Raw genomic sequence first — 18,524 nt, 5'->3', positions numbered from 1 at the left:
CCTACTTTAACTTTTTCTGAAGTTCAAATAACACATTTATTGCCTGGAGCGGAGTCACATCCAATAAATCTAAATCTTTTATTTTCTCTAGCACTCGTTTTTCTTTCGAATTGTGTTCGTGTTTTTTCGGTTCTTTCGGTTCGTCAAAGAAGGATAGCTGGGCAGGCTGTTCCTCAATGACTGGTGCCGTCTTTACAGGAACTGTCTGTTCTTCAGTTTGTTCCAAGGCTGTTAAAATTTCATTCGCCCGGCTGATTAATTCCGCTGGGAGCTCCGCAAGCTGGGCGACATGGATCCCGTAGCTTTTATCGGCTGGTCCTACTTTAATTTTATGAAGAAACACAACCTTGCCGTTATGTTCAATCGCACTGACGTGAATATTTTTCAACTTCGAAAGCTCTTCCTCTAATACAGTCAATTCATGATAGTGGGTCGAAAATAATGTTTTCGCTCCGATCCGCTCATGAATATACTCAATAATAGCCTGGGCTAGAGCCATACCATCATAGGTGGAGGTTCCGCGGCCAATTTCGTCAAACAAAATTAAACTGTTTTGTGTGGCGTTGGTAATCGCATTTTTCGCTTCTAACATTTCGACCATAAACGTACTCTGGCCAGAAATCAAATCGTCCGCAGCTCCGATTCGGGTAAATACCTGATCGAAAATCGGCAATACGGCCTCTGAAGCCGGGACATAACAGCCGATTTGCGCCAAAATTGCAGTCAAGGCCACTTGACGCATGTAGGTGCTTTTCCCTGACATATTCGGCCCCGTGATCAATAAGACTTCACGGTCGCTGTCCATCTGGCAGTCATTCGGAACATATTCTTGGGAGTTTAACACTTTTTCAACAACCGGATGACGGCCGTCCTTAATGGCGACACGGCGTTCCGGTGAAAATTGCGGCTTCACATAGCGGCGTTCCTCACTAACTTGGGCAAAACATTGAAGGACATCTAGCTCGCTGACCACTTTCGCCAGTGCCTGCAGACGCGGAATCTGTTCCTTGACGATTTCGCGGATTTCGCTGAACAAATCGTATTCAAGCTCTCCGCATTTTTCTTCCGCTTGTAAAATTAACGCCTCTTTTTCCTTTAATGCAGGCGTAATAAAACGTTCCGCATTTGTTAAAGTTTGCTTCCGTTCATACTGGCCTTCCTGCAAAAGGTGAAGGTTTGCCCGTGTGATTTCAATATAATAGCCAAAGACACGATTGTAGCCAACCTTTAATGATTTAATCCCGGTCTTTTCACGTTCTTCCCGTTCCAGCTGAGCGATCCACGTTTTTCCGTTCCGGCTGGCATCCCGGTATTGGTCAAGCTGTGTGTTGTATCCATCGCGAATCATATTCCCCTCTTTTAAGGACAACGGAGGATTTTCAACAATCGCCTGCTCCAACAAGTCGGTAATCTCTTCACATGGATCAAGCTTTGCCGCGATATTTTCCACTTCTTCATTTGGCATTCTCTGCAGGATCTCTTTTAAAAATGGTACCTGCATTAACGAGCGCTTTAATTGGACTAAATCACGGGCATTGACATTCCCAAAGGCTACCCGTCCTGCTAAACGCTCTAAATCGTAAACTTCCTTTAATTTTTCACGAAGCTCCTGCCGCTCGAAATAATGATTCAGTATGACCTCCACAATCGTTTGGCGATGCTCAATTTCAGCCTGCTGAATGAGCGGCCGGTCAATCCAAGTTTTTAGCATCCTTCCGCCCATGGCCGTCATCGTCTCATCCAGCAGCCATAATAACGATCCCTTTTTCCCTTTGGAACGAATCGTTTCTGTTAATTCTAGATTGCGCTTCGAATAATAATCTATTTTCATATATTGCTGGATTTGATAGGTAGAAACAGGCTGCAGATGGTCAAGACTTCTTTTCTGCGAGCGATATAAATAATGAAACAGCCTTGCAGCGGTTTGTTTTAATTTTTCTTGATTCAGCTCTTCAAGAAGATGGGAGAAATTCATCTCTATTGAACTATGATCCTCAAACGAAATCGCCAGGACATCACGTTCCCGCATTTTCTTTTGCAAATCTCCATCAAAGTTACTGGCGACTACTACTTCTTTCGCACTTAAAACCGACAGTTCATTTAATACATCATCAAAAATACTTGAAAGCAACGTTACCCTGCTTTCACCTGTTGAGATATCGGTATAGGCAAATCCGTAGGTTTGGTCATCAAAGGCAGTAATCGAGGCAATATAATTGTTCTCTTTGTCGGTTAAGCCTTTTCCATCCATCACAGTTCCCGGCGTAATCAGCTGGACAACTTCCCGTTTTACCATGCCTTTAGTTAGTTTGGCATCTTCCATTTGCTCGCAAATCGCTACTTTGTATCCCTTTGAAATAAGCTGTTCAATATAGTTAGCCGCCGCATGGTACGGCACCCCGCACATCGGAATCCGGTCCTCGGAACCTCCGTCTCGGCTTGTTAACGTAATCTCTAATTCTTGTGATGCTTTAACGGCATCGTCAAAAAACATTTCATAAAAATCGCCCAGGCGAAAAAATAAAAAGGCATCCTGATAATCTGCCTTCACGGTTAAATATTGCTGTATCATCGGCGTATACCCAGCCATAATGACCTCCAGTGTTAAATCTTTTTTTCAAAAAGCCGCTAATGGACTTCATTTATATTTCTATTCATTCGAGTATCTTCGACAAACTATTATATCATAAATTAAGTACCAGGCACTTGTTGAATATCTGCCAATTAAAAGGGATTCCTCTTGATTTAAAGGGAAAAGACTTCATTGGTAAGTAAAACATCAGAATGTCGACTTTTGTGGACTTCCTCATGTTTTTGCCAATCTTCCGCGAAATAATCTGATTTATTGAACTATCAAAGCATGTTAAGATTTAACAAAGGATGGTGAATGTATGGGCTGGTTTGGCCGCAGTTACAAAAACTATGATTTTGAGATGTTCTCCATCAGTCACTTTGCTATTATTTCCATCTGTATAGCGGTTGCGGTCTTACTATTTTTCTATCGAGAAAAATTGAAAGATGAAAAATGGCGGGTTGCAGAAATTGGTGTTGCGATTTCGTTAATCATCATGGAAACGACCTATCATTCGTGGATGATCCTAAATGGCAGCTGGCATGTCAGCCATGCCATCCCTCTGGAATTATGCAGTATCAGCCTGATATTAACGGTGATTTTATTACTGACAAGGAAAAAGATAATTTATGAGATTTTATTATTCACTGCCTTACTAGGTGCATCTCAGGCATTGATTACACCATTACTAAATTATGATTTTCCGCATTTTCGATTTTTCCACTTCTTTTATACACATTTATTGATCATCTGGGTGCCGCTCTATTTCACCTGGGCAAAAGGATACCGCCCTACCATCTGGTCCGTCCTGAAATTATTTGTTTTTTTAAATGTGTTGATGCCGATTATTATGATGATCAATAAGCTAGTAGGCGGTAATTATATGTTCTTAAGCCACAAACCGGACAGTGCCAGTTTATTAGATGTTCTTGGCCCCTACCCCTGGTATATTGTATCGCTGGAAGGATTGTTACTATCATTAAGTCTAATCGTTTGGGTCATTTTCCGCGAGAAGGCATCGGTAAAAACAGAAGTGTCCAGGGATCTGCCGATTCGATAATGGGAACTTTTTATTGACCTTTTTCGATTAACTGATTATAATAAATATCGTTCCATTCAATTGGATATGTGTCCCAATTGCATAGTTCTTCACTTGTCCCGATAGCTCAGCAGGATAGAGCAACAGTTTCCTAAACTGTAGGTCGGAGGTTCGAATCCTCTTCGGGACGTCAAAAAGCCTTGATATTTCAAGGCTTTTTTTATTGAAAATATTCAATTGAAGAAAATCTTAACTTGTTTATTAAGCATTAAAGCCATACCATATTTTGGTGATCAGAACACACCCAAAGGCAGAATAAAGGGTTACATGAAATAACGTGAACAGAATTTAAAAAGAGAAAGAAATTTAAGTCTGCAGGGGTAGTAATCTCTGAAATTGCAGTAACTGTTGAAACAATTAACACAAATCATCCCCTTTTCGGTAAAAACGTGGTATTTACTGGAGAATTGAATACTCTCGACCGTAAAGATGCTACGCAAATGGTTGTTAATGCAGGTGGGTTTATTAAGAGCGGAGGGAGTGGGAAGACTGACTTTCTTGTGGTGGGTATTCAAGATAAAGAGCAGTTTTTAAATTCGATAAGTTAACTAATAGCAGAGTAATCTTTTTGAATTAGCTCTGCTATTTTATATTTTTTCATCGTTTAGTTTCTTAGACAATTCCAGATAGCTTTTCATTGTCCTTTTTAACAAATAATCCCTTCACCTTTACATGCGATGGCATCAATGGATGATGGCGAATAATATGGATCGTTTTTTGGATATCATCCCTGAGTGTTTTGTCTCCCTGTAACCATTCACTTACCGTACCCACAGGAAATTCAGGCTTGGTATTATTAAATAGGTACTCCAGTGTTTGAATCTTATCCTTTAATTCTTTGTTTTTATTAATATGGATCAGTATATCATCAGTGTTTTTTTGATAATCATCTGTGAAGGCAACAACGATTTCTTCAACATTTTCCTGAAAGACCGCAATGATGATGTCCCTCATTAATTCGTCGAGGGGGTGTGAAATGAGCGGTTGATATCTTTGCAAGATCATCAAATTTTCCGGATTGACATTGGTTTCTTCTTTAATAAAACGTTCTAATTTATGATCCATACCAATCACATATAGTACTTTTTTCTTTTCATCTCTAGACATCAAATCACCTCATTCTTCATTTATATCGTACTCTATACAGATTCTGATGCTTTAACATAATTTACTTTGCAGATTGCTGGCAAGCTTAAAGATCATTGCTCGTTCTCCAGTTTGTGTACTAAGATCGGTGTGAAAGCTAATTACTTCTTCCCCTGTTAACGTTAAGATAATTTCCTTTAAATCATTCAGTCCGGATTCCACTAAACTATGGCGATATTCTTTTACCGATAACAAGCCTTCTTTATCCCTACATACTTCATATTCTGCTGGAGTTAAAATAGCGCCAAGATTCACAATCACCATATCTCGTAATATATCTGATTTAACTGATACGGAGCCTCGCCCAAGATAATTTTTCTCCCAATGTGTTAAAGCTTTGCTTATTTCAGCTTCAAGCATTCCTTTTGATTTTTCCATATCGATTCCTTTTCCTTTATTCAAAGTTTAAGACCAGCTCTCCCAGTGTCCTACCGGGTCAATCGACGCTAGCCGAATCCATCCATTTTTCACTTTTTGCTGAAAGGCATGATCGTGGTTCAGCATCCGTTTTACATATTCCCTCGGCGCCTGGATGACCACCAGCAAACGTAGTGGTTCATGATAAGCCTCTCCATCTGATTTCATCACAGACTGCCAGGGAAGTCCCGATAGTAAGTCACTGGCGTTTCCCTGCATAACCCCGAGCCCAGCTGTGACGGTTTGGGTTGTTTTATTCCCGCTTCCATAATAATGAGGGACAACAGTAGAGGCATAATATTGCAGGTTAATCCATTGAGCTACCGTTGCCGGCCCGGAAATTATGTTTGCGAGAATACCGCCGTTTTTATCCTTCTTCCAGTTATAATTATTAAGGAAAACCCTCCCTCCCAGATTACAGCCTATGGTAAGTTGCCGTTCGCCGATGATAAACGCAGCATTGCGCGCCAAACCCCATTCCGGACGCACCTCACTCCAATCTTCTGAAAGCCGCTGGGCCTCAGCCTTCGGATTTTTAAGATGGGTACCGAGATTTGGCAATTGCGAAAGCCGCTCGGAATTTGCTTCCTCACTTACCTTTGGCAACTCAGATTGGACACGATTAAATGCTTTCTTAGCTTCATCTGATAGTTCAGGAACGTAAAGCCAACGCAACTCATCAAGTGTGGTAATATGCTCAGCAGCTGCAAAAACGGTATCTTTCGGAATGATTATTCCCTCTTTTTCGAGGCTCATCCTTACGGTTGGAAGATTGCACAATTCCGCCAGCACTCTTGCATTGAATCCGCCTGATGCTCCTCCACACGCACCACAGTCGAGTGCAGAACTATATGGATTATTCGTGCTGTGACTTCCATGTCCGCAAATAACCACTAGTGGTGCAAATTGATCGGTGAGCCCCATCATTATTAGAGCCTGCCTTACGTAGTGTACTTTTTCTTTCACCGAAAAACCAGTTGGCAAAGCTGTTTCAGATATTTGCGTATGGTTTAGCGAGAGTTCCGTGGATGGTTTATGCAGCCAGCTTTGGTGCAATTTCCTTAATGTCTGGCCTGCAATTCTTGGAACAAAGCTGCGAGCGAGTGTTTGCATGCTGAGCCAAGGACCGCTAATTTCCGGCAATACCATACTGGAAATCAGATTATGCTTCATAGCAGCAAATGTATAACCTATTGATTTGACTGCATGATGCCTTTGTTGATAGGATTCAGACTCAGGTGAAAACTCTTTTATTTTATATTGCGGTTTAAACATGACAGGCAAAGAGTTATGCGCATGGTTACTGCCAAGCTCGCAGGTTGCTATCGGTAATCCGAAAAATCCTGCTGTGCCAAAAGTCTGAAATTCCCCTCTTTTTTCAAGTTTGCGGCGAAAAGGCTCTGAACGAACATCGATACAAAATACAAACTGAGCTAGTGCCGGATTTATGTTTTCCGATGTTTCTGCCTTATGTTGGGATATAAGCATTTTCTTTAATTGGTCTTCATATGTTTTCTCCCATGCTTCAAGCCATAGTCGATTGCGTTGAATCTTATCAAAACGATGGGCAAGGGTCAAACATGCCTTTATTTCTGTAGAGGATAACTGAGACCAAGCATTGATTGGCAGGTTACCCCATTTGGCCCAGGCTGCAATTAATGGTTCTACATGTACTTTATTATTTCTTTTTTCAGGCAAGGGAAGAAAGGGTTTAACTAATGCCCATTCCATCGATATTCTAACAGCTAAATACTCTAGCAGCAGCGAACTTTCTTCGGCTGATTGCTGCGAACGCCATAGCATCATGCCGCTCCAGCCCGGTAAAACAAGGAAATGTGCTTCAAAATAGGCTTGAATTTCTGAAAATTGAATTTCTAGGGCGGACAATACTTCCCTTAATGCCGCATCAGCTTCTTCCGGCAAATTACTTAATTGTTTACGCTGAATACGGCTAAGTGCCGGGTCATGCTGGACTAGTTTCCGCCACGCACGATAGAAACCTTCTTCACGATTTGGCATCGACCAAACTGCTTGGGACTCATCAAGAAATAATTTACACCACTTGATCATGTTACTGTTAAGATCGTGAGCTGCATTTACCCTTCCTAGCTGTTCCAAGCGTTGGCTATAGGTTTTAACCGAATGTTTTTCGGTCATTTCGGGTGTAAAACGGTTTAGTTCTGTTACCAGACTTTTTAACTCAGATTCATCCAAAGTATTGGAAGGTAGTTGCTTTTGCATGAGCGCAGCTAGGCAGAACTGCTCTGCGACCTTACGCGGCAACTCCAAAGATTGTGTGTTTAGCCAATGGTGAAGTCCATTTTTTAAAAAATCTTGATGGATCTCACCGCGTTCCCATGCAGATTGAAGTAAAGGGTCATTGGGGTAGATATCTATATCACAAGTATCTTTGAGCCAATAGGCCGTTTTTTCAAACGTTTGTCCCTCAAAACCTACCCAGGGGCTACGTGCTGCAAAGGTGTTAATTGGCCCGAGTGGTACAATAACGCTGCTGGCGGAGTTCACCAAGTCAATTAGATCAAAATCAAGGCTATCAGGAATCTTTTCCCAATGTAAGGCTCTTGCTGATGTTGAATTCATTGTAAATGACCTCCCTTAAAGAATGATTTTGTCAAATACTTAGGATGACTTTCTATCAAATTATTTTGAGGTTCACCCAATCGTACAAGCCAAAGATAAATAACAGTATAGGCAGCTGATGAACGATGACGAGCAAGCCATACACCTGCAGCACTTCCGGCCAATAAAATAATCAAAAGTAAAATTGCCGCTGGTTCCGGTGGTTGAATTCCCTTTGGGATTGAATGTTGTAACACACCATAAAAAGCATCCTGTACGAAATTATATACAATTGCCGCTACTGCAACTAAAGAAAAGCCTGCAATTCGCGCAATATGTCCATTTCCAAAAGCCACGAGCTGGGTCCAGGCTAATGAAACTGACCACCCTAAGGTAAGGGCGCTTATGAATTGATAATTCTCCCCAGAAGAAGATAGCCAAAGACCAATTGCCACCAGGAGTCCTAAAATCCCTCCTGTGATTGTCCATAATAATGACCGTGGCTGGTTTGCCCCGGGAGTTTGCTTCTTGTGTTGGTCAAGCGCGGAACCAGACTGTAAGAAAAGAGTTGACTTAAATAGACCATGTAAGACTGCGTGGATAATGGCTGCCAAAAAAGCACCTAACGCACATTGGATGAACATGAACCCCATCTGTGCAATCGTAGACCCTACCAGCTGCCGTTTATAATCTACCTGGACCAGCATAATTCCTGTACCTATCATGACTGAAACACTAGACAATATAAGTAAAATGATTTGGGCCATATTTCCACTAAAAAGTGGAGAGAACCGTGTCAAGATCATTCCACCTGCGTTCACTAATCCCGCATGCATTACCGCGGATACAGGAGTAGGAGCTACTACTGTATTTAATAACCAGCGGTGGAAAGGCCATTGTGCTGCCGGAATGACGACAGCCAAGATTAGCATCAGGCTAATACACGTCTTTTCCCATAAATCAAGCTGTGTAAGACTGCTTTTGGCGAGGACAAGCGACAACTGCCAATGCCCCGTGGACTGGGTTACCCAGATGACAGCCCCAAACAGTATAAGCCAGCTTATTGCAAACAATTGTCCTGTTTGTTTAGCTGCGTTTCTAGCAACACTCCACTCTTTTTTTAATCTTATCAGCAGTATCAGCCCAAAGAGTGTCGTTCCCCAGCAAATCAGCAACAGGGGAAGATCATTACAAAGCCAGACAACTGAATCAGCACTAGTTGTAATTGTCAGCAAGGCAAAATATTTTCTATAAGAACGATCACCAAGGAAGTAACGAACAGAATAGCGCTGCACGATAAAACCGATGATAAGAACAAACGATACCAGCAGCCATGATAACGAATCAAGCCACCATGGGCCATAAATTATCGTCTCTTTGGTGGTAAAAAGAGCCATTAGAGCAGCTAGTGGCGGCAACAATGTAATACCGACGTGAATCCGAACATAGGACAGTGGAACCCTTGGATATAACAGGAATAGTGCACTAAGTACCGATACCGCAAGCAATACTAAAAATATTTCTGGAAGGGAATTTAACATTTTGCTTCCCTCTTTCTGTGGATAGAATCATCCGACATTATGAAAATATGACTTTGATTGATTTCCTTCATTACCCTGTACTCCTTTCTGTTTTATTAAAAACAACAAAAAAACCGACAATTTTTAAGCATAATGGTCAAAACCATTACACTTTGAAAATCGTCGGTTTACTTTTAACGGGCCATTCAGGCCATTTAATTGTCTACCTAATTATGTAATATGTATTCATTCCTAGTAAAGTAAATTTACAGATTACCTTTTTGTTATAGATTTACTTTTTCATTGAATCAATATAGTTATTAATCTTATGCTAAAGTAATCTATTCAATTGAAGAAATCATTTATTCATTTTATTTATGAAATGAATTTTACTATTAAGGTAACATTCTGTCAAGTTGAACTTAACCCATGGTAAAAGAGGCTTACTTCCATTAAATGAGGCACAATGCGGAAACCCAAAAGTGCTTCAATTACTGAATTCTTTTTCGGTACCCCCCTATAGTAGTCAGATTAGTATTCTTTCTTTTTTCTGTCTACTATAAGGGGATCATATCATCGGTAGAGGGGTTCATTTTTCTTTTTAAACAAAGTTGTATACTTTGGCCAAAGTTCATTGTTTAAAATTCTTCTCCACCTATAAATAATTAAATTCCTTTTAGTGTTACTCCACAATCTGGCGCCCGTTTGCGGAATTTACTAAACAACTGGGTGTATCTTTAGGTTATTCAAAAAGCTCTTTGAATAAACCATACTAGCCCAAAAGCTAATATCGCAGCTGATGTACTAGGGATGACCCATTTGATAGGTTTATATCTTAATTTTCTTATCCACATAATGAATGGAAAAGCTAAGGATACGATCAATAGCTGACCAATTTCTATTCCGATATTAAAGGATAGAAGAGACATTGCCATATGACTAGGATCCAATCTCATTTCCGATAAGATTCCTGCAAAACCGAATCCATGAATGAGTCCAAAACCAAAGGTAAGCCACGGTTGGTGTTTCGAGTCCTTATTAAATATGTTTATAAGTGCAACATAAATGATGCTTAATGCAATTGCTGACTCTACAAATCTACTTGGCAGCTGAACAATATTGAAGGTGGCCAGAGCCAAAGTGATACTATGTGCAATCGTAAAGGCTGTCACTAAAGAAAGAATGTGACGAATCGTCCTGGCTCCAAAAAGCAAACTAATGACAAACAAGATATGATCATAACCAGTAAAAATATGCTCTAATCCTAGAACTGCGAACTGTTTTACGTTCTGTAGAAAACTTATTTCTCCAATTTCTAATTCTCTTGATTCGAAGGTTAAAACCTTTTCTTGTTGTTTCCCATTCAATTTAACCGTTGCATAATTCGCATGGCTTGGGTCAGAATCATCCAAAAACATATTATACTCGACCACTAATTTTTCTGGTTTATGTTCTATACTATACGCTAAGTTAATAACCGCAAATGGTCTTTCCTCAATCATTTCTATATCATTTTTTTCTACTCGGCCTTCAATAAGTTGGCTGTCCGCATAAAGTTTTATATGGGAATTGATATATCCTTGTACAACTTGGTTATCAATTACTTGTTTTTGATCTGTTTCCTTATTAAGAGCATGACCCAGTTCCTCTAAATCTAGCTTTAATTTATAATCTAATGTTTTCTCATTGACTTCTATGGTAGAAAAACCTTCACTGTTATTGGTATGGGCAGAGGCTGGGGATGAAAGGAAAGAACCCAGTGGAAGGAAGATGAGCAAGATACAGAACCATAATTTTTTCATTAAAATCCACGTCCATTTCTTATGTTTACTTTCAAGAGATGTGTTGACTAAAGATAACGGAAAGACGAGGAGTTTTTAATGCCCCTCGTCAAGACTTCTGTTTTCCCTGAATTATTTATTTGAATTCATGAAAATTGGGTTGGAATAGAACCAAAGATCATTCCATGGGTTCTCACCCTTAGGATCTGCTGCCGGTTCTAATTGGTCTGTGTTTGTACCACGTAAACGAATGTAGCTATCTTTATCCACATCTTTTAAAGTATAAGTAATCGTGATGTATTCACCGTCTTGTTTCCAATCGTTTTCAGTGAAACGCTTCACAACTTTTGTTGTAGGATTAGAAGCAGTAGAGACGTCTTCGACTTTTCCATTCACTTCTCCCATGATTAAGTCCACACGTTTAACATTTGGCTTATCCCCATTAGCGTTCGCAGCTTTTGGATCTTTGATGCGAACTGTTACCGTTACATCAGATTTCTTACCTGGAAGTGTAAGTGTTTCACCGATGGTTGCACTATTTCCCTTTGCCTTAGCATGCAATGGTGATTTCCCTCCAGCTTGTACTTTCACATCAAGTTCTGAGATCAGGTCACCTGTTGTTACAAATACATTTCCTTTGCGAAGGTTTTCCATTACATTTTCATAATTTTTCTCTGCTTTTACATATGTTTTAGAATATTCACCAGGCCAGAAGTCGCTTCCACCGTCACGCCAGTTAACATGTGAGTCAGATGTAGCGGTAATCCAGAAGTGTCTTCCTTCCCCTAACATCGAATCCCAGAAACCGCCAACGATAGCAGTCATTTGGTCAAAACCACCCATAGTTGGTGCATTTACGTTTCCGTATGACCCACGTGACCCATTAGGATTTAGTGTGCCATCGCGTTTGATTGCAGCAGCTTGGTGACCAGGAGCTCCTTCCATACCAATCGAGATATTGGGTGCAGTTTCATTCCAATTACGAATTTCTTGCGGTGTAGTTGATCCAAATTCCCCAATACCTTTTGCTGAACGGGAAGCATGGTGAGCAATATGAATAGGAAGCTTATCCATTTGTTTCATATAGTTAAGTGCTTCAATCATTTTTGATTCCGTGTTACGGCTTGGGTCATTTGGATACGCATCACGAGAATTGAACTTGCTTTCAATGTCATAGAGCATTTGTGATTCATCTTCGCTTTTTGGGATCATGAGCGTGCTATGGTCAGCTCCTGGTGTATCAAACTCCATTCCATAGAATTGAAGAACGTCAGGAACAGCTGCACGGGATTTTAATAATTCAGGATAGGCCTGTTCTAAGTTGACTTTAGAATGGTTAGGACCCCCATGGTCGGTTGTCATCATCCAATCAAGTCCATACTTTTTACCATTTTCAGCATTTTTGGTGATTGGATAGATCGCATCTCCACCCCTAATAGGAGTTGGAGGATTTGTAGAATTGTCCCAACCAACACTCCATTCACTATGTACGTGATGATCACCTGCAAGCCAAGATGCACCATTCTTTTTCACTTCTTCTTTTGACAATGATTGTGCACCTGCTTTTGGATTCCCCCCCTCATTAAATAATGTTTGGGTGGTAAGAGCAGTTGTAGCAAGAACAGTCGTTGCGATTAAAGGTATTGCCTTCTTAAAACGAGTTTTCATTTTTCCTTCTCCCCCTAATAAACTTGTTCTAACAGTTAAAATATTAATCTAGTTTTATTAGGGCTTTATGGATATTCCGTAAATTTAATGTAAATTCAGAAAAATCAACCAAAAGTCCTACTTTTAGTAACTTATAGTATAAATAATAGGAAATTTTTAGTGGTTTTACTGGTTTCGAAAATGGAAATAAACGATTGCAAATTTATTTTTACTTTTAATTCTGCAAAGACTCAGGATTTTCTATTTTGTTTTTTACTTTTGGCTTTATTCAAAAGAATTGTTACTTATTTTGGATTCGCTCATTAAATGGCGAAATTCGCCCATTGAACATAGAAATTCGCCCATTGAATGGCAGAATTCGCTCATTGAACATAGAAATTCGCCCATTTAGGGGTTGAGCGATATATTGATCTTTTCTAAACCCTGAGTATTTTCGACTCCTATTCAAAAATCCCATTTTTTAGTTATATACACCAAAAAGCCCCCTTCCGAAAATGATATAAAAAATGACGAAAATCGTTAAAATCGCCATCAAAAATCAATTTTGGAGCGAAAAATTGCATTTTCGCATCAAAATTGGCTTCAAATTTGAATATTAGTGATTCGATTCCTGTGGCCAAACCCGATATCTTAGAAGTGCCGGAAAAGAGTAAACGGCCAAAATGAAAATAATAAACGTGGCGCATGATTATGAGGTTAAAATCTGGGTGCATTGAACGGTTTGAGGAGTTTTCACAATTTGCTAATCTGACAGAATTTAACCACCATATCGAAAGGTGGATGCTGAAACATAAGGACGATTTTTCAAAAGGTGAATTGATTGGATTAAAGCGGCTGATTCGATTTGCAGCAAAGTTCCCTGGCGTTGCCAATGCCAAAATCGGAACGATTCTTAAGGCCATTCACGATGAATTCCATGACAATAGCATTTCTCGCTCAACGTTTAAACGAATGGTCTTAAAAGCCAAAGACCTGGGATTCATTACGGTCTATGAAACCGAAAGAAGGAATGGCTCGCAGTCTAGTAATTTGTATGTATTTAATCGTTTTCCTTCCAATGAACTACCTAAACAGGAAATAATGGACCAGCCAAAAGAAACTAGTAATCTTTTTAAAACTGAAAAAGATCAAAAGAATAAAAAACGTAAAGAAGAACCGTTTGAATTGGATCATACCTATGTGAGCAGCCGTGTTCCACAGGCGTTTGTCCAATTAGTTAAATATTTCTTCCCAGAGGCAAAGACGATTGAAGAGTACTGGCATAGGACACAAATTGCTGCCTATCGCAATAATAGCGAAAACGAAACAGATCGGATACTTGAAGTAGCCATTGCATCCTTTAAACAGCTGATTCGGAAGATGAAATTGACCCTTGCCGTAAAAAATCCCATCGCATACCTTTATGGAATCCTAGATCAATCATTTACCCGGCGGTATTATGATGCACTTTACGAAGAATTTTGTAACACTGTTGGCTTTTAGAAATAGCATTTAAGTGAAATCAACCAAAGACCAAATAACCATAGAAATTGTTTGAAAAAGTTAAAACATCTGCTATGTTTTGCTCATAAGTTGGTCTATTATAGCTTTTGTCAAGATTCGAGGACTGTTTTGAAATTTCTAGATGGCCGTAACATTTTAAATTGATTTCCAATTCGATTTAAAGAAAATTTTGTGAACCTTTTTAATTCCTCCACAAATAAGATCCAGCCTTCTCTATCTTTCTATTTGAAAATATTGTATATTTAGATAATAATAGACAAAAATTTAAGGGGCCACTATGAAAAAGTACCTAATTTCTGCGTTTTTTGCGTTATTTTTTATCTGGGGAGTTCACTCGCAGGCTTCGGCCGCTAACGGCGGCATGCATCCCTGTGACAGATTTTCCCATCCAACTGATCCGCTGGTGTTCTGGTACACAAATGGCTTCAGTGCGACGAATGACCCGTACAACCTTGATCCCGACAAGAATGGTGTGCCGTGCGGTATTTCGAAGCAATACTATGATTCGTTCCTGAAAACGGTCAAGGGTTGGAAGGCAAGCGGTGGCAAATGGTATTACTATCAACCAGGCTTCAAAACGCCTCACAAGGGCTGGCTGCATTATTTGAAAGACTGGTATTACCTTGACGGGAAGGGTGTTATGCAAACCGGCTGGCTGAAATGGAACGGCCGCTGGTACCTCCTATCGCCGAGCGGTGAGATGAAGACAGGCTGGGCTTTGGACAAGGGCACCTGGTATTTCCTTGACATGAGCGGCGCGATGAAAACCGGCTGGCTAAAGGATAAGGGCAAATGGTACTACCTTGAAGCAAGCGGCGCGATGCGGTCGGCGCCATGGACCGTTAGCGGTGTCACTTATTTTTTTGAATCAACTGGGGCGATGAAAACTGGCTGGATCAAGCATGAAGGCAAGTGGTACTACTATGACACAAACGGTCCTAAGAAAGGCTGGCTATTGAACAGGGGGAATTGGTATTACCTTGATTCAAAAGGCGTCATGAAGACGGGCTGGCTTACTTCGGGCAGCACCTGGTATTACTTGAGCACGTCAGGTGCAATGCATAAAGGCTGGCTGCATCTAGGGAACACCACATATTACTTGAATGAGGATTCCGGAGCGATGTTGACGGGCTGGCAATTCATTGGCTATCAAGTGTATTACTTCTACCCGAGTGGTGCGATGGCGGTTAACACAACAATCGATGGGAAAGAGCTTGGCCCGGACGGCGGTTTAATTTTCAATGACCCTTATATTGAAAAATTGAATGAGATTGCCAGCCAGTACGGGGTCTACTGCATCCCTCTATACGATTATCTGAACAATTTCTACATGTACTTTTTCGGCAACGACGAGGAGACCATCACATCCGTTGCAACACCAAAGGGGTTAGCCACTTTCCAGAAGCCTCAAAAGGATTTGGCTGTTGACGTAGTCATTGCGCTTGGCCTCCAGGGAACGGCCGACGAGTTAAGAGCTGATGTGGACAAGGCACTCAGCGAAAAACAGGACGTATCCACGGAAAACTGGTACATCTACTATGATACGGAATCCGGGGGTTTTATGATCATTTGGGGCGAGCTTCTGCAAGAGATCGGCAATGAACTGGGGAATTTTGTTGGCGGTGAATTGCAAGGGCTTGGTGGTGAGTTGCCGGACCTTGATAATAAGTTGTCAAAATTGAAAGTGAAGGCGTTACAGCTTAAACCTTCTTATTCAAAATAGGTTTTTGGAGTGGAGTCGCTTTTGCGATTTCATCCTTTTGTTTCTTTAATTAGCCGCGAGCTGGGACCGTGGTGGCTTTTTTTAGACTGATTTGGTTGGGAGCAGGTTTGTTCAAATGCTGCTTCGCTGTGGAAAAGCCGATGAAAAGGTGCCATGATCGGAAATCATCGGTGTATTTCACCAGAATTTCGGTTCCAGATTTGGGAATTTTGTAGCAACCTACGCCAAAATTTCTTCTGTTCGGTCGGGTGGTCGAGATTATCAATACCCGCTAAATATTTCGCAAAACATCTATGCCCTTCCCTCTATTAAGGTCAATCAAAAGCCGGAATCCTATAAAAAGAACACGGCTTTATATTATTATTTCATCTGGATGGCGCTCTCCTGCTTTTCCTTGTTTACCAACAATTTAAAAACATCCGGCCTTGAATAGTGACCGACTGGATCAAAGTCAAATTGGCTATAAGCTATCTGTTTCATATCAAGGTCGGCAATGATGATTTCTTCTTTTCCCCAAACAGGCTCCGCAACATACTCACCAAGTGGTCCAACGATCGCACTGCCACCGTTACACATCACATCGGGAGCGGAGTCAAGGTCATTATAACAAGCTAAATCCATTGGATACATGTCCTTCGTTACATATTGATTGGAGGACAACACAAAGCATCTTCCTTCCATGGCAATGTGACGAATGGTCGACTGCCATGACTCTCTCGCATCTGCAGTAGGTGCAATATAAAGCTGAACCCCTTGCGCATACATGGCTGCCCTGGCTAAAGGCATATAGTTTTCCCAGCAAATCAATGCTCCAATTTTTCCATAGGGGGTATCAAACACAGGCAGCGTACTGCCATCTCCCTCACCCCAAACAATCCGTTCTGCTGCTGTTGGTTTTAACTTTCGATGTTTTCCTAAAAGAGTTCCATCAGGTCCGATAAAAATCACAGAACAATAAAGTGTACCACCACTAAATTCACTATCACGCTCGATAACACCCATGATAAGGTAAACGCCTGCTTCACGTGCGGCCGCTCCAAGTTGTTCCGTCGCTTCACCAGGTACAGGGATCGAGTTCTCCCAATATCGGTACCAATCCTTCCTCCCATTTTCCGTACGGCTACCGATTATGGTTCCAAAGGATAATCCTCTTGGATAGGCGGGGATAAAAGCTTCCGGAAAAACAACGATTTTGGCGCCCTTTTCACCTGCTTGTTTTATTAGGCTAACAGCTTTTTCAATCGACGCATCGCGTTCCATAATAACGGATGCAGCTTGAATTACGGCAACCCTGACATTTTGATTCGTATCCACCTGTATCTCCTCCACCTATCATTATCCTCACCCTAGGATACGTATTACTTTTTCTACTATGTTTCCTCCACTGTACTACCCGCCCTTTTCCTAGCACGTAAGAACTTCACCACATTTAAAACAATGGTTTTCGTTACGGCATAGGTCGGGACGGCTAAGATCATTCCGAGAACGCCGGCAAGGTTTCCAGCTGCCAGCAAAATGATGATAATGGTTGCCGGATGTGTATCCAAGGACTTGCCTAGTATCATCGGTGATAAAACATTTCCTTCAATTTGCTGGGCAATGGCAATGACAAGTACAACCAGCAACGCTTTCGTCGGGGAATCGAAGAGTGCGATCAAGACCGCGGGCGCACCGCCTATGATTGGGCCGACGTAGGGAATGATGTTAGTGAAGGCCACAGTCAGAGCTAACACGAGCGCAAATGGCATATCAATAATTAAGTAGCCAATGAATGCCAGTGTTCCCACAGCCAAAGCCACGGTTACCTGTCCTTGAATATAGGCGGAAAGGGTCTCGCCTGTTTCTTTTAAGATTGAGTGTCCTTCCTCCCGGTACTCATGTGGAATAAACTTCCCTACTGCTAACGGGAATTTGTGCCCGTCCTTGAACATGTAAAATAATAAAAACGGGACCGTGACCAGGATAATCGCAATATTAGCGATAATGCCAACTATATTGCCAATCGCCCCTGTAATCCTGTTGGGTAGTGTGTTGCCAAACTCCATCAGCCTTTTTTGGATTGATTCAATTAAGTCGCTTTGCTGGGTCATGAATCGTTTGAATTCCGACGAATGCGCCAAATTATCAACAAATTTCATTGTCTTGTCAGCATAGACTGGGATTTCATTTGCAAGTGCCGTTACCTGCTTAGTAATGACCGGTACCAAATTCCCAATGGCAAGTACGAGGATTCCGGCAAAAACAACGTATATAATCAGGATGGCCACGATTCTTGGGACTTTTTGCCGTTCGAGAAAATTCACAATTGGATTCAACATAAAAAATAAAAAGCCGGTAATTAAAATCGGGAAGAAAATAGTTGAGAAAAAGACGCCAATTGGTGCGAACAAAAAGGATATTTTTGTTGAAACAAAAATGATGGTAAAGATCAGTAAAATTTGTATGAGCCAGAATTGTAATTTTGACTTTCTCAAAGTATATACCTCTTATTCTTTTATTTATGATAAAAGTATAT

12 protein-coding genes and 1 tRNA gene are annotated in these 18,524 nt (G+C 40.9%); 4 read left to right on the top strand and 9 right to left on the bottom strand.

The features are described from left to right. Nucleotide 1: 1 nt before the first annotated feature. Nucleotides 2–2,590 (bottom strand): DNA mismatch repair protein MutS, encoded by a 2,589-nt coding sequence (mutS, locus tag FAY30_RS09555; protein ID WP_190284855.1) that lies wholly within the window; start codon nt 2,588–2,590, stop codon nt 2–4. Nucleotides 2,591–2,891: 301 nt separating this feature from the next. Here mutS and FAY30_RS09550 point away from each other — a divergent pair, with 301 nt between their 5' ends. Further along, nucleotides 2,892–3,632, top strand: a complete 741-nt coding sequence (locus FAY30_RS09550; protein WP_149869659.1) for a YwaF family protein — start codon at nt 2,892–2,894, stop codon at nt 3,630–3,632. Between the two features lie 95 nt (nt 3,633–3,727). Beyond that, nucleotides 3,728–3,801 (top strand) — tRNA-Arg (locus tag FAY30_RS09545). Between the two features lie 482 nt (nt 3,802–4,283). Here FAY30_RS09545 and FAY30_RS09540 read toward each other — a convergent pair. The 6 genes from FAY30_RS09540 to FAY30_RS09515 all read right to left on the bottom strand — a co-directional run bounded on the left by FAY30_RS09540 (nt 4,284) and on the right by FAY30_RS09515 (nt 12,783). Beyond that, the gene (locus tag FAY30_RS09540; protein WP_149869658.1) at nt 4,284–4,778 is read right to left on the bottom strand and encodes a carbonic anhydrase; all 495 of its coding nucleotides are present in this window, start codon (nt 4,776–4,778) and stop codon (nt 4,284–4,286) included. A gap of 51 nt (nt 4,779–4,829) precedes the next feature. Further along, a complete protein-coding gene (locus tag FAY30_RS09535) occupies nt 4,830–5,195 on the bottom strand; it encodes a Na-translocating system protein MpsC family protein (RefSeq protein ID WP_149872651.1) in 366 nt (121 codons plus the stop codon). Between the two features lie 27 nt (nt 5,196–5,222). After that, nucleotides 5,223–7,835 (bottom strand): DUF2309 domain-containing protein, encoded by a 2,613-nt coding sequence (locus tag FAY30_RS09530; RefSeq protein ID WP_149869657.1) that lies wholly within the window; start codon nt 7,833–7,835, stop codon nt 5,223–5,225. After that, a complete protein-coding gene (locus tag FAY30_RS09525) occupies nt 7,832–9,355 on the bottom strand; it encodes an NADH dehydrogenase subunit 5 (RefSeq protein WP_149869656.1) in 1,524 nt (507 codons plus the stop codon). Before FAY30_RS09525 ends, FAY30_RS09530 begins: the two co-directional genes overlap by 4 nt. A gap of 725 nt (nt 9,356–10,080) precedes the next feature. Then, the gene (locus FAY30_RS09520; protein ID WP_149869655.1) at nt 10,081–11,136 is read right to left on the bottom strand and encodes a HupE/UreJ family protein; all 1,056 of its coding nucleotides are present in this window, start codon (nt 11,134–11,136) and stop codon (nt 10,081–10,083) included. A gap of 111 nt (nt 11,137–11,247) precedes the next feature. Further along, the gene (locus FAY30_RS09515; protein ID WP_149869654.1) at nt 11,248–12,783 is read right to left on the bottom strand and encodes a CehA/McbA family metallohydrolase domain-containing protein; all 1,536 of its coding nucleotides are present in this window, start codon (nt 12,781–12,783) and stop codon (nt 11,248–11,250) included. A gap of 690 nt (nt 12,784–13,473) precedes the next feature. Here FAY30_RS09515 and FAY30_RS09510 point away from each other — a divergent pair. Further along, nucleotides 13,474–14,265: a hypothetical protein gene (locus tag FAY30_RS09510; RefSeq protein ID WP_149869653.1), complete on the top strand. Its 792-nt coding sequence runs from the start codon at nt 13,474–13,476 to the stop codon at nt 14,263–14,265. A gap of 298 nt (nt 14,266–14,563) precedes the next feature. Next, on the top strand, nt 14,564–16,009 hold the full coding sequence (locus FAY30_RS09505; RefSeq protein ID WP_149869652.1) for a cell wall-binding repeat-containing protein: 1,446 nt from the start codon (nt 14,564–14,566) through the stop codon (nt 16,007–16,009). 360 nt (nt 16,010–16,369) lie between these two features. On the opposite strand, the gene FAY30_RS09500 is transcribed toward FAY30_RS09505, so the two are convergent. After that, on the bottom strand, nt 16,370–17,323 hold the full coding sequence (locus FAY30_RS09500) for a carbon-nitrogen hydrolase family protein (RefSeq protein ID WP_223820929.1): 954 nt from the start codon (nt 17,321–17,323) through the stop codon (nt 16,370–16,372). Nucleotides 17,324–17,379: 56 nt separating this feature from the next. Further along, the gene (locus FAY30_RS09495; protein WP_149869651.1) at nt 17,380–18,483 is read right to left on the bottom strand and encodes an AI-2E family transporter; all 1,104 of its coding nucleotides are present in this window, start codon (nt 18,481–18,483) and stop codon (nt 17,380–17,382) included. Nucleotides 18,484–18,524: the final 41 nt, after the last annotated feature.

This window comes from Bacillus sp. S3, from assembly GCF_005154805.1.
In the GTDB taxonomy this organism is placed as follows: Bacteria; Bacillota; Bacilli; order Bacillales; family Cytobacillaceae; genus Neobacillus.
This window is presented reverse-complemented; position numbering and strand designations above follow the sequence as displayed.

What these genes read in the sequence shown, in the direction of transcription:
- mutS (WP_190284855.1), bottom strand. Translation starts at nt 2,590, where the DNA reads ATGGCTGGGTATACGCCGATGATACAGCAATATTTAACCGTGAAGGCA.
- FAY30_RS09520 (WP_149869655.1), bottom strand. Translation starts at nt 11,136, where the DNA reads ATGAAAAAATTATGGTTCTGTATCTTGCTCATCTTCCTTCCACTGGGT.
- FAY30_RS09530 (WP_149869657.1), bottom strand. Translation starts at nt 7,835, where the DNA reads ATGAATTCAACATCAGCAAGAGCCTTACATTGGGAAAAGATTCCTGAT.
- FAY30_RS09510 (WP_149869653.1), top strand. Translation starts at nt 13,474, where the DNA reads ATGAGGTTAAAATCTGGGTGCATTGAACGGTTTGAGGAGTTTTCACAA.
- FAY30_RS09505 (WP_149869652.1), top strand. Translation starts at nt 14,564, where the DNA reads ATGAAAAAGTACCTAATTTCTGCGTTTTTTGCGTTATTTTTTATCTGG.
- FAY30_RS09550 (WP_149869659.1), top strand. Translation starts at nt 2,892, where the DNA reads ATGGGCTGGTTTGGCCGCAGTTACAAAAACTATGATTTTGAGATGTTC.
- FAY30_RS09515 (WP_149869654.1), bottom strand. Translation starts at nt 12,783, where the DNA reads ATGAAAACTCGTTTTAAGAAGGCAATACCTTTAATCGCAACGACTGTT.
- FAY30_RS09535 (WP_149872651.1), bottom strand. Translation starts at nt 5,195, where the DNA reads ATGGAAAAATCAAAAGGAATGCTTGAAGCTGAAATAAGCAAAGCTTTA.
- FAY30_RS09540 (WP_149869658.1), bottom strand. Translation starts at nt 4,778, where the DNA reads ATGTCTAGAGATGAAAAGAAAAAAGTACTATATGTGATTGGTATGGAT.
- FAY30_RS09525 (WP_149869656.1), bottom strand. Translation starts at nt 9,355, where the DNA reads ATGTTAAATTCCCTTCCAGAAATATTTTTAGTATTGCTTGCGGTATCG.